The sequence below is a fragment of the Kitasatospora sp. NPDC032121 genome (assembly GCF_055580145.1).
The window spans coordinates 95,763-108,009 of the sequence record NZ_JBVILX010000008.1 but is presented as its reverse complement, the minus strand read 5'-3'; the positions used below and the strand labels follow the sequence as shown (position 1 = coordinate 108,009).

9 protein-coding genes and 1 pseudogene are annotated in these 12,247 nt (G+C 72.9%); 9 read left to right on the top strand and 1 reads right to left on the bottom strand.

Translation table 11 applies throughout. The features are described from left to right. Positions 1-247 precede the first annotated feature (247 nt). Positions 248-751, bottom strand: a pseudogene (locus ACZ5OX_RS21515) (HNH endonuclease); the annotation flags it as partial. A gap of 494 nt (positions 752-1,245) precedes the next feature. Here ACZ5OX_RS21515 and ACZ5OX_RS21510 point away from each other — a divergent pair. The 9 genes from ACZ5OX_RS21510 to ACZ5OX_RS21470 all read left to right on the top strand — a co-directional run bounded on the left by ACZ5OX_RS21510 (position 1,246) and on the right by ACZ5OX_RS21470 (position 12,101). Beyond that, positions 1,246-2,421: a mechanosensitive ion channel family protein gene (locus ACZ5OX_RS21510; RefSeq protein ID WP_465632050.1), complete on the top strand. Its 1,176-nt coding sequence runs from the start codon at positions 1,246-1,248 to the stop codon at positions 2,419-2,421. A gap of 262 nt (positions 2,422-2,683) precedes the next feature. After that, positions 2,684-3,874, top strand: coding sequence for an ROK family transcriptional regulator (locus ACZ5OX_RS21505; RefSeq protein ID WP_465632048.1), 1,191 nt, complete (start codon positions 2,684-2,686; stop codon positions 3,872-3,874). A 139-nt stretch (positions 3,875-4,013) separates the two neighbouring features. Then, complete coding sequence (locus ACZ5OX_RS21500; RefSeq protein WP_465632046.1) at positions 4,014-5,369, top strand: ABC transporter substrate-binding protein; 1,356 nt, start codon at positions 4,014-4,016, stop codon at positions 5,367-5,369. Positions 5,370-5,396: 27 nt separating this feature from the next. After that, a complete protein-coding gene (locus ACZ5OX_RS21495; protein WP_465632044.1) occupies positions 5,397-6,413 on the top strand; it encodes a carbohydrate ABC transporter permease in 1,017 nt (338 codons plus the stop codon). A gap of 20 nt (positions 6,414-6,433) precedes the next feature. Then, positions 6,434-7,342 (top strand): carbohydrate ABC transporter permease, encoded by a 909-nt coding sequence (locus ACZ5OX_RS21490; protein WP_449789291.1) that lies wholly within the window; start codon positions 6,434-6,436, stop codon positions 7,340-7,342. Positions 7,343-7,350: 8 nt separating this feature from the next. Further along, the gene (locus ACZ5OX_RS21485; RefSeq protein ID WP_465632347.1) at positions 7,351-8,631 is read left to right on the top strand and encodes a 6-phospho-beta-glucosidase; all 1,281 of its coding nucleotides are present in this window, start codon (positions 7,351-7,353) and stop codon (positions 8,629-8,631) included. 172 nt (positions 8,632-8,803) lie between these two features. Further along, on the top strand, positions 8,804-9,823 hold the full coding sequence (locus ACZ5OX_RS21480) for an N-acetylglucosamine kinase (protein ID WP_465632042.1): 1,020 nt from the start codon (positions 8,804-8,806) through the stop codon (positions 9,821-9,823). 125 nt (positions 9,824-9,948) lie between these two features. Then, a complete protein-coding gene (locus ACZ5OX_RS21475; protein WP_465632040.1) occupies positions 9,949-10,656 on the top strand; it encodes a hypothetical protein in 708 nt (235 codons plus the stop codon). A gap of 344 nt (positions 10,657-11,000) precedes the next feature. Further along, positions 11,001-12,101, top strand: coding sequence for a hypothetical protein (locus ACZ5OX_RS21470; RefSeq protein ID WP_465632038.1), 1,101 nt, complete (start codon positions 11,001-11,003; stop codon positions 12,099-12,101). The last annotated feature ends 146 nt before the right edge of the window (positions 12,102-12,247 follow it).

The window sequence follows — 12,247 nt, the reverse complement described above, 5'->3', positions numbered from 1 at the left end:
GCCCGGAGAACGCGGCGGGCCGCCGGCTCCCCTGTGCGGGGGGCTCGGCGGCCCATGAGGCGCGTACCGACGGTGTGACGGGCGGGCCCTTGTGGAGCTGCGGTCAGGCGGAGAGCGGTTCGGGCTGCTCGCCGCGGCGGACGGGGGCTGGGTGGGCGGGGTGCGCCCGGCCGAGCGGGACGGGGTGGACCGGCTGCTCGGTATGGTCGTGGTGCTCGTACTCGCCCCACTGCGGGGCGCGCAGCTGGTCGCCGCCGCCGTAGGGCTCCAGGTAGGGCCGCCACCGCGGGTCCTTGATCCCGGTGCCGATGATGCGCCAGGCCAGGCCGCTGGGCGGCGCGGGTGGTCGCTTCATCCGCCAGCCGAGCTCGGTGAGGTGGCGGTCGGCCTTGGTGTGGTTGCAGCGGCGGCAGGCCGCCACCACGTTGTCCCACCGGTGCTGGCCACCGCGGCTGCGCGGGATGACGTGGTCGACGCTGGTGGCGGCGGCCCCGCAGTAGACGCAGCGGCCGTGGTCGCGGGCGAACAGCGCCCGGCGGGTGAGCGGGACGGGCCCGCAGAACGGGACCCGGACGAAGCGGGTCAGTCGGACGACGGACGGCGCCGGAAGGGCGCTGGTGGCGCTGTGCAGAGTGACTCCCGAGTCCTCCAGGCTGACCGCCTTGTGGTTGAGGACCAGGATGAGTGCGCGGCGCATCGATACGACGCCGAGTGGCTCGTAGGACGCGTTGAGGACCAGGACATGCGGCACGGATGCCTCCTTGGACGCCTGCGGCGCGTGGCTCGCGCCGGGACGAGCGGTTGGACCGCGCCACGCGTGCGCGATCTCCCCCAGTGTCGCCTTACGCCTTTGTACGGCGCCACCACTCCTGTGTAACGGACCTGACTTGAACTCCGGGTGTGGTCTCTGTCATAGCCGGTATGCCCGGGGGAAGGTCGGGTTGCACCCGGGTGGCGGTGCGGTGCGCCCCGGTGACCCTGCCGGTGGCCCTCCGGGGGCACGGTTCGGCCGTCCGGAGCAGTGCCCCGACTGCCCCGGGCGGCCCAGTGGTGCTGGTGCGCGGGGAGCGTACGGGGGCGTTGACGGGGCGTTCGGAACGCTCCGTACGCCCTCGGGCACGCTCGTGGGAGGTTCCCGGCGCGTCAGGGCGGGCAGACGGCGGCGGATAGGCTAATGCTCTCGGTCCGCGGGCCGCTCGTCGGCGGTGCGGGCCGGACACGCACCCCCGTCAGGAAGGCCCGCACGTGTTCAGCTCCGGTGCAACCGGTCCGTCCGACGCGTCCTCGACGCTCTCCACCCCGACGCCGGCCCCGAGCCCCACCGCGCAGCTGCCCGAGCTCGACCTGCGGATACCGACCAGCGCGCAGGAGGTCTCGGACACCACCCGGCAGGCCGCCAGCTGGTTCGACACCCACTGGCAGGGCTGGCTCGCAGCGGGGCTGCGGATCGTCTTCATCATCCTGCTGGCCCTGGTGCTGCGGGCCGTGGTGCGCAAGCTCATCACCCAGCTGATCGGGCGGATGGCGCGCTCCTCGGAGAACCAGGAGGAGAGCCGGCTGGGCGGGCTGCTGGCCAACACCGGGGTGGTGAACACGGAGCGGCGCCAGCAGCGCTCGGAGGCGATCGGCTCGGTGCTGCGCAGCGTGGCCTCCTTCACCATCCTGGGCACGGCGGCGCTGATGGTGCTCTCCGCGCTGGGGGTGAACCTGGCGCCGCTGCTGGCGAGCGCCGGTGTGGCCGGTGTGGCGATCGGTTTCGGCGCCCGCAACCTGGTCACCGACTTCCTCTCCGGGGTCTTCATGATCATGGAGGACCAGTACGGCGTCGGCGACGAGATCGACACCGGGGTGGCCACCGGCACGGTGCTGGAGGTCGGCCTGCGGGTGACCAAGCTGCGCGGCGCCAACGGCGAGATCTGGTACATCCGCAACGGCGAGGTGAAGCGGATCGCCAACATGAGCCAGGGCTGGGCGACCGCCTCGGTGGACGTGCAGGTCGGGTACAAGGAGGACCTGGTCCGGGTCGAGGACCTGATCCTGGCGACGGCCGAGGGGATGGCCAAGGAGGCCCCGTACGACGAGCTGATCTGGGCGCCGGTGTCGATCCTGGGCGTGGAGTCGGTCGCCTCCGACTCGGTGGTGGTGCGGATCGAGGCCCGGACCGCCCCGGGCAAGGCGGCGGCCGTCTCCCGGGCGCTGCGCCAGCGGCTGAAGGTGGCGTTCGACCAGGCCGGGATCAAGGTCAAGGAGGAGGTCCCGGCAGCGGCGGCCGGGGCGACCGGCGTGGTGATCGCACCCTCGCCGGTGCCGGCCGCCGAGCAGACCGCGCCGTCCGCGCTGGCCGACCCGGGCTCGCCGCGCTACCGGGCGACCGAGCCGATCCCGGCGGCGAAGGGGGCTGACGACCCCTCGAAGCCGTAGCGGTCCCACGCCACGGACCCGTCCACGAGGCCCCGCTCCCACCCGAGCACGGTGGGGGCGGGGCCTCGCGCTATCCGGTAACGCTTCGGCATCCTCCGCTCCGCCGACCATTGACACCCCGCTGACACGGCCCTTACGGTCCTTCCCAAGCGACTGGAAAGTTTCCTAACAGTTCTTCACGTCTCTTCCAGGCCCCTCCCCGCCCTTCCCCGACCGTTCTCCCGACCGTTCTCCCGACCAGCCGAACGAGGAGGATTCAGGCATGACCAAGAGCACCGCCAAGGCCCCCCTCGCCGGCACCCCCAGCCTGCTGCGCGCCATCAACGACCGCGCCGCCCTCGAACTGCTGCTGGAGAACGGGCCGCTGTCGCGCACCCAGATCGGCGCCCTCACCGGGCTGTCCAAGCCCACCGCCTCGCAGCTGCTGGCCCGGCTGGAGGCGGCCGGGCTGGTCCTGCCGGTGGGCACCACGGCGGGCGGCCCGGGGCCCAACGCCCGGCTGTACCAGGTGAATCCGGCCGCCGGGTACGTCGCCGGACTGGACGTCACCAACAGTGAGATCCGGGTCGCGGTCGCCGACATCACCGGCACCACGCTGGCCGAGCACACGGTGCCGACCAAGGGGATCCCGGCGGCCGGGACCGTCCCGGCGGTCGCCGCCGCCGTCGCCGAGGCCGTGCGGGCCGCGGGGATTCCCGAGGGCGCGCTGCGCACCGCGGCGATCGGGGTCGGCGGCGCCCCCGACCCGGTCACCGGCAAGCTGCGCTACGCCTCCCACCTGCCGGGCTGGCACTCGCCGCGGCTGGTCGAGGAGCTGACCGGGGCGATCGGCGCGCCGGTGTCGATCGAGAACGACGTGAACCTGGCCGCCGTCGCCGAGCAGTCCTCGGGCGCCGCGGCCGGCTTCGAGGACTTCGTCCTGCTCTGGGCCGGGGCGGGGGTCGGCGCGGCGATCGTGATCGCCGGGCGGCTGCACCGCGGCTTCACCGGCGGCGCCGGGGAGGTCGGCTACATGCCGCTGCCCGACTCGCCGGTCGAGTGGGACGCCCGCCGCCGCAAGTTCGGCGGGTTCCAGGCCCTGGTCGGCGCACCGGCCGTGCGGGCCCTGGCCCGTGAGCACGGGCTCGGCGCGGCCACCGCGCAGGAGTCCGTCGCCAGGGCGCTGGCCACCCCCGGCGCCGGCGACGCCTTCCTCGCCGAGCTGGCCGGGCGGCTCGCCGTCGGGCTGGCGGTGATCGTCGCCGTCGTCGACCCCCAGCTGGTGGTCCTCTCCGGCGTGGTGCCGAGCGCGGGCGGCGAGCGGCTGCGCGCGCTGGTCGAGGACGAGCTGGCCCGGATCTCCATCGCCCGGCCGGAGGTTCGCAGCAGCGGCCTGCCCGGTTCCCCGGTGCTGCTCGGCGCCCTGCAACGTGCCCTGTCCGACGCCCGCGAGGCGGTCTTCTCCACCCACTGACCACCCACTGACGCAGCCACTGACGCACCCCACTGACGCTCCCCCTGTCACCTCGCCACCTGCACCCACCTCTCCCTACCCCCGAACGCGGGACCCGAGGCAACGAGGCCTGCCCGCGCACCCCCAGGAGGATCCCGAAGTGCACGCCACCACGTCCCGCAGAGGCCGTCGCACCATCGCCGCCGTCGCCGGCAGCGCCGTCCTGGCCCTGCTCGCCTCCGCCTGCACCGGTTCCAGCGACGCGGGCGGCAACGACGACTCGGCCAGCGGCAAGGACGTCACCATCACCTTCTGGCACGGCTGGAGCCAGGAGAACGAGGTCAAGGCGATCAACGACAACATCGCCGCGTTCGAGAAGACCCACCCGAACATCCACGTCAAGGCGGTGGACAGCCTCGCGGACGACAAGGTCAACCAGGCCCTGCGGGCGGGCGGCGCGGACGCGCCGGACGTGGTGTCCTCCTTCACCACCAACAACGTCGGCATGTTCTGCTCGACCAAGGCCTTCACGGACCTCAAGCCGCTGCTCCAGAAGAGCGGCATCGACCCGGCCAAGACCTTCCCGGCGACGATGCTCGACTACACCCAGTTCCAGGGCAACCAGTGCTCGCTGCCGCTGCTCGGCGACGCCTACGGCCTGTACTACAACAAGAAGGCCTTCGCCGCCGCCGGCATCGCCAACCCGCCGAAGACCTTCAGCGAGTTCGCCGCCGACGCCGCCCTGCTGACCGCCCCCGACGGCGACTCGTACAAGCAGCTGGGCTTCATGCCGCTGTACCACGGCTACGAGTCCACCACCGAGCACTACCTCGGCCAGTACGGCGCGAGCTACTTCGGCCCCGACGGCAAGTCGAACATCGCCACCGACCCGAAGGTCGCCGCGATGCTCACGTGGCAGAAGGGCATGGTCGACCAGCTCGGCGGCTACGCCAAGATGGAGAAGTACCGCGCCACCTTCGGCGAGGAGTTCAGCGCCAAGAACCCCTTCAACACCGGCCAGGTCGCGATGATCCTGGACGGCGAGTGGCGCACCGCCTCGCTCGCCAAGGACAAGCCCGACTTCGAGTGGGCCACCGCCCCCTTCCCCGTCCCGGACGACCAGGCCGACACCTACGGCCGCGGCTACCAGACCGGCACCATCGTCGGCATCGCCAGCACCAGCAAGAAGCAGACCGCCGCCTGGGAGTTCGTCAAGTACCTGACCACGGACACCGACGCGGTGGTGAACTTCGCCAACGCGATCCACAACGTGCCGAGCACCTTCGCCGCGCTCGACTCGCCGAAGCTGGTCAGCGACGCGAACTTCAAGACCTTCCTGGACGTCGCCAAGAACACCCACTCCAGCACCACCCCGCCCGCTGTCAACGGCGGCTCCTACATCACCACCCTGCAGAACCTCGGTTACGACTACGAGTCCGGCAAGCAGGGCGACCTCGCCGCGGGCCTGGCCGCCACGGCCAAGCAGATCGACACCGACATCGCCCAGGCCAAGTAAGGGCCGGGAACGGTCCACGGAGCTCCCATGTCACTCGCGTTCGGCACCCGCAAGGGCAACGGCGACCAGGCCGACGCGGGACCGACCGGCCCGGCGGCGCCCTCCTCGCAGCACCTGCTGCGTCGGAAGCGCCGCCGGGCGGCGGCCCGCACCCTCGCCTTCCTCTCCCCCTGGCTGATCGGGTTCAGCGTCTTCTTCGTCTACCCGCTGGTCTCCACCGTCTACTTCTCCTTCACCTCCTACAACGGCTTCGGCACCCCGACCTTCAGCGGCCTGAAGAACTGGGACTACGTCTTCAACCACCTGCCGACCTTCTGGCAGGGCCTGCGCAACACCCTGTGGCTGGTCGTCGTGATGGTGAGCCTGCGGGTCGCCTTCGGCCTGGGCATCGGGATGCTCATCACCAAGGTGAAGACCGGCGCCGGCTTCTTCCGCACCGCGTTCTACCTGCCGTACCTGGCCCCGCCGGTGGCCGCGACCGTCGCCTTCGCCTTCCTGTTCAACCCCGGCACCGGCCCGGTCAACCACCTGCTGGGCGAGCTCGGCCTGCCGCAGCCCGGCTGGTTCGCCTCCGAGGACTGGTCCAAGCCCGCGCTCACCCTGCTCGCCATGTGGGGCGTCGGCGACCTGATGGTCATCTTCATGGCCTCGTTGCTGGACGTCCCCCGGGAGCAGTACGAGGCGGCCGAGCTGGACGGCGCCGGCCCCTTCCAGCGGTTCCGGTACGTCACCCTGCCGAACATCTCGCCGATCATCATGTTCGCGGTGGTCACCGGGGTGATCCAGACCATGCAGTACTACACCCAGGCGATCGTCGCCGGGAAGGTCGCCAGCGGCATCGCGGGGGGCTCCGGCCAGCAGTTCGAGCCCGGCTACCCCGGCGGCTCCACCTGGACCCTGCCGCAGATGGTCTACAAGCTCGGCTTCCAGACCTACAACTACGGCGCGGCCTGCGTCGTCGCCGTGGTGCTGTTCGCCATCTCGATGGCCGTCACCTCGATCCTGCTCCGCCGCCGCTCCGGCTTCATGGCGAGCGACGACTAGCGGCCCGGGAGGACCCGATCATGACCCTTGGCACCACACTCACCAAGGGGCCGGCCACGGCCGTCCCCCACCGGTCCGGCGGCCCCGCCGCCCGGGCCGCCCGTCGCCGCGCGTTCCTCAACTGGGTGGCCGTGCACACGGTGGCGATCGCCGCCGCGCTGTTCTTCCTGCTGCCCTTCGTGTTCGTCTTCCTCACCTCGGTGATGTCGGACGGGCAGGCGCTCACCACCGACTACTGGCCGACCGACTGGAACTGGGGCAACTACGGCAAGGTCTGGGACACGCCCGGCTTCCTCACCTGGTGGCGCAACACCCTGCTGTACGCCGGTCTCGGCACCCTGCTGACCGTGGTCTCCAGCCTCCCGGTGGCCTACGCCCTCGCCAAGTTCCGCTTCCGCGGCCGCAACCTGGCGCTGATGGCGGTCATCGCGATGATGATGCTGCCCCCGCAGGTCACCGTCATCCCGATGTTCCTGTTCTGGTCCAAGCAGATGGGCATGGACGGCTCGCTGTGGCCGCTGATCATCCCGATGGCCTTCGGCGACGCGTTCTCCATCTTCCTGCTGCGCCAGTTCCTGATGACCATCCCCAAGGAGTACCTCGAGGCCGCCCGGGTGGACGGCTGCGGTGACCTGCGCACCCTGCTGCGGGTGGTCCTGCCGATGGCCAAGCCGGCCATCGCGGCGGTCGCGCTGTTCCAGTTCTTCTACTGCTGGAACGACTACTTCGGCCCGCAGATCTACGCCAGCAACAACCACCAGGCCTGGACCCTCAGTTACGGACTGGAGTCCTTCAAGGCCGCGCACCACACCAACTGGAACCTCACCATGGCCGCCACCCTGCTGGTGATGGCGCCGGTGATCGTCCTCTTCTTCTTCGCTCAGAAGGCCTTCATCGAAGGCGTGACACTGACAGGGGTCAAGGGCTGATGTCCGCACTGAAGTTGGCAATCGTCGGCGGGGGTTCGACGTACACCCCGGAGCTGATCGACGGCTTCGCCCGGCTGCGCGACTCCCTGCCGATCGGGGAGCTGGTGCTGATCGACCCGGCCGCCGAGCGCCTGGAGCTGATCGGCGGCCTCGCCCGGCGGATCTTCGCGAAGCAGGGGCACTCCGCCGTCGTCACCGTCACCACGGACCTGGCCGCGGGCGTCGCCGGCGCCGACGCCGTACTGCTCCAGCTGCGCGTCGGCGGGCAGGCGGCGCGCAACCAGGACGAGACCTGGCCGCTGGAGTGCGGCTGCGTCGGGCAGGAGACCACCGGCGCCGGCGGGCTCGCCAAGGCGCTGCGCACCGTCCCGGTGGTGCTGGACATCGCCGAGCAGGTGCGCCGGACCAACCCGGACGCCTGGATCGTGGACTTCACCAACCCGGTCGGCATCGTCACCCGCGCCCTGCAGACCGCCGGCCACAAGGCCGTCGGGCTGTGCAACGTCGCGATCGGCTTCCAGCGCAAGTTCGCCGGGCACCTGGGTGTGGACCCGGAGCTGGTCCGGCTCGACCACGTCGGGCTCAACCACCTGACCTGGGAGCGCGGGGTGACCCTGCTGGACGCCCCGGGCGCCGCGGGCGGGCGCGAGGTGCTCCCCGAGCTGCTGGCCTCGCACGGCAAGGAGATCGCCGAGGACCTCCACCTGCCGCAGGCCGTGATCGAGCGGCTCGGCGTGGTGCCGTCCTACTACCTGCGGTACTTCTACCAGCACGACGCGGTGGTGGCGGAGCTGAAGGAGCAGGGCTCGCGGGCCGCGCAGGTGGCCGAGATCGAGCGGCAGTTGCTGGAGCTGTACGCCGACCCGGCCCTGGACACCAAGCCCGAGCTGCTCGGCAAGCGCGGCGGCGCCTTCTACTCGGAGGCCGCCGTCCAGCTGATCGCCGCGCTGCTCGGCACCGGCGGCGGGACCTCCGTGCAGGTGGTGAACACCCGCAACGACGGCGTGCTGCCCTTCCTGCCGGACGACGCCGTGATCGAGGTCCCGGCGGAGGTCGACGCGCGGGGCGTGCGCCCGCTGCCGCAGCGGACCGTCGAGCCGCTGTACGCCGGCCTGATCGCCGCCGTCACCTCGTACGAGCACCTCGCCCTGGACGCCGCCCTGCGCGGCGGCCGCGACCGGGTCTTCGACGCCCTGCTCGCCCACCCGCTGGTCGGCCAGATCGAACTCGCCGACCAGCTCACGGACCGGCTGCTCGCCCACAACCGCGAGCACCTCGCCTGGGCCTGACCTGCGCCCGCCGGCTGCCCGCCCGCCGGCCCGAGAAGGCCGCGGGCGGGCGCCGCGAGGAGACCGTCCACCCCCGGCCGGGGATCCTTCGGCCGGGCTCCCCGGCCGCGACCACGGCCGGGCACCCGGCCGACGACCACGGCCCGGGCCACGTACGAGCCGCGGGGACCTGATGACCCACCAGCCCGAACCACTCCTGCCCGGCGTCCTCGCCATCGACGCGGGGAACTCCAAGACCGACGTCGCCCTGATCGGCGCGGACGGCAGCGTCCTCGGCACCGCCCGCGGCGGCGGCTTCGCGCCGCAGAAGATCGGCGGCGCCGCGGCGGTCGCCGGCCTCGCCCCGCTGGTCGAGCAGGCCGCCGCCGCGGCCGGCCACCCGGCCTGGAGCGGCGTGCTCACCAGCCACGTCAGCGCCTGCCTGGCCAACGCCGACCTGCCGGTCGAGGAGGAGGCCCTGCGCGTGGCACTGGAGTCCCACCCCTGGGGGGCCAGCAACACCGTCGCCAACGACACCTTCGGCCTGCTGCGGGCCGGCACCGACGGCCCGCTCGGAGTCGCGGTGGTCTGCGGCGCCGGGATCAACTGCGTCGGCCTGCTGCCGGACGGCCGCACCGCCCGCTTCCCCGCCCTCGGCGAGCTCACCGGCGACTGGGGCGGCGGCTCCGGGCTCGCCGTCGCCAGCATGTGGCACGCCGTCCGCGCGGAGGACGGGCGCGGCGGCCCGACCGGGCTCGCCCGGGCCATCGCCGAGCACTTCGGCCTGCCCAGCGCCGGCGCCGTCGCCGAGGCCGTCCACCTCGGGCACCTGCCGAACGCCCGGCTGCACGAGATCGCCCGGGTGCTGTTCGCCGTCGCGGGCGAGGGCGACGAGGTGGCACTGAAGCTGATCGACCGCCAGGCTGACGAGATCGTCCGGCTCGCGGTGGTGGCGCTCCGGCGCCTGCAGCTGCTGGACACCCCGGCCCCGGTGGTGCTGGGCGGCGGCGTGCTCGCCTCCCGGCAGCCGCTGCTGCTGGACAACCTGACCGCCCGGCTCGCCGAGGCCGCGCCGCTGGCCGAGCCGCGGGTCGTCGTCGCCCCGCCGGTGCTGGGCGCGGCGCTGCTCGGCCTGGACCACCTGGCGGCGGGCGCCGAGGCGCAGGCCCGAGTGCGGGAGGCGTACGAGGCGGGTCGGCCGGTCGCGGCCTGACACTCGCTCAACAGCTTCCCTCCTCCGCCGGATCCGCACATCCGACGGAGGAGGGAACCGCGGTCCCGGCCCCGGGCGTGTCAGGTGATTACCGACCACCGCCACCGCCCGGGGAGACTGGTGCCATGGCCACGCCCCGCATGCTCCTCGCCGCCGCCCTGCTGGTCTGCGGCACCGCCGCCGCCCTCACCGGCTGCACGCCCGCCGACTCCGGTTCCACGGTGGCCGCCGCCTCCGCCGCCGCGAAGGCCGACGAGGGCGCGGACGACCTGCTGGACGAGGACGACGGGTTCCTCTTCGAGGACGACGAGGAGGCCTACTCGCCCGCGGCCGGCCCGGTCGGGGGCGCCTCCTCCGCCTCCTCCGCCTCCGCCGCTTCTCCCGACGGGGCCGCCGATGAGGCCTCCGGTGGGGCCTCCGCGGCTTCCTCCGCCGTGGCCGAGTGCGCAGTGCCCACCGAACGCCCCGGCCACCAGGTCCTGCTCGTCGTCGCCGCCGGCCCGGCCGAACTCACCGCCGGCCCGGCCCGCTTCAGCTGCGCCTCCGCCCGCTACGAGCCCGCCGGCAGCCCCGTCCACTACGGCTTCGCGGCGGCGGGCGTGACGGCGACCCTCGTCGACGGCCCGCACGACGCCCCGCACGACGGCCGGCCCGACGCCCCGGCCGCGGCCGTCCCCCTCGACGAGCTGATCGCCCACCTCGACGACTGCCTCGCCGAGCGCGAGCCGGCCGAACCGTACGGCTGCCACGGCAACGCCTACGACGTGGTGCTGGACTCCCACGGCCGGATCATGCGGATCGGCGAGGTCGGGGGCCCCTCGGGCGCGCCCTGACGGCGCTCCGCCGGCCCATACGGTGTAGAGCCGTCTCTCAACTGTTGGCATTCCGCTGTGCTACGCGCATCGACCGGGCGGCAGCTGGGGGCTTTTGACGTTCGATACGTTCCCGAGGGCCTTCCTTGGGGTTGGTCTTACCTTCTCCGTCGTTGACCCGGTTTCGGCGGCGGTGCTTTGCTTCCGGCCGTCGGCAGTGACCGGCCTCCGATCCCCACGCCACTGACGGTCCTTGGCGGACCGTCGGCTCGTCGGCCTGCCGCCGTCGCTCCTCCCACGTCGTCCCCCCACAGTGCCGCCGCGCCGCACCCGGGCGCGGTCGGCACCAGAGAGGAACCCTCACGATGGGCATCTCCCCCAACTCCCGCCGGATGCGGCTGCGGGCCCTGACCGGGCTCAGCGCCCTCGCGCTGGCCGCCGCCGGCTTCGCCGCCGCCCCGGCCGCCCAGGCCGCCCAGGACGACCGCCCGGCCGGCGAGTTCGCCGGGCAGCCGCACCCCTACCGGCACGGCGCGCACCCGACCAAGGAGGCCGGCAACTCGGCCAAGCCGGCGGCCGCCAACCTCCGCTACGGCGGCGGCGTGGACGGCATCGGCGTCACCACCGGCGCGCCGAAGGTCTACCTGATCTTCTGGGGCTCCCAGTGGGGCACCCAGGGCACCGACTCCGCCGGCTACACGACGCTGTCGGGCGACCCGAAGGGCGAGGCCGTCCGGGCGCAGCAGCTGTTCAAGGGCCTCGGCACCAACAGCGAGACCTGGTCCGGCGTCATGACCCAGTACTGCGAGGGCGTCGCCGCGGGCGCGACCAGCTGCCCGACCGGCTCCACCCACGTCGGCTACCCGACCGGCGGCGCGCTGGCCGGCGTCTGGGTCGACGAGTCCGCCGCCGCGCCGAGCCAGGCCAGCGGCTTCCAGCTGGCCTCCGAGGCCGTGAAGGCCGCCGGGCACTTCGGCAACACCACCCCCGCCTCCAACCGCAACGCGCAGTACGTGGTGCTGTCGCCGACCGGCACCCACCCGGACGGCTTCAACACCCCGAACGGCGGCTTCTGCGCCTGGCACGACTACAACGGCGACACCACCCTGTCCGGCGGCGCCGCCCCCTCCCCGTACGGTGACGTGGCGTTCACCAACGACCCGTACGTGACCGACATGGGCACCTCCTGCGGCCAGAACTACGTCAACAGCGGCAGCGCGGGCACCCTGGACGGCGTGACCATCGTGTACGGCCACGAGTACTCGGAGACCATCACCGACCAGAACCCGGCGGGCGGCTGGACCGACTCGACCGGCTACGAGAACGCCGACAAGTGCTCCTGGAACGGCGTCGGCGGGACGGGCGGCGCGCAGAACGTGACGTTCGCGACGGGCTCCTTCGCCATGCAGGGCACCTGGTCGAACGGCGTCAGCGGGTGCCAGGTCTCGCACGCGATCGTGCACTGACGGCGCTGAGATCCTGAGCGCCTGAGATCCTGAGAGCCGGAGCGCCGGAGGGGGGGGGGGGGGGGGGGGGGGGGGGGGGGGGGGGGGGGGGGGGGGGGGGGGGGGGGGAGGGGTTTCCCCCCTCAGATGGACCAGGCAAACAACTA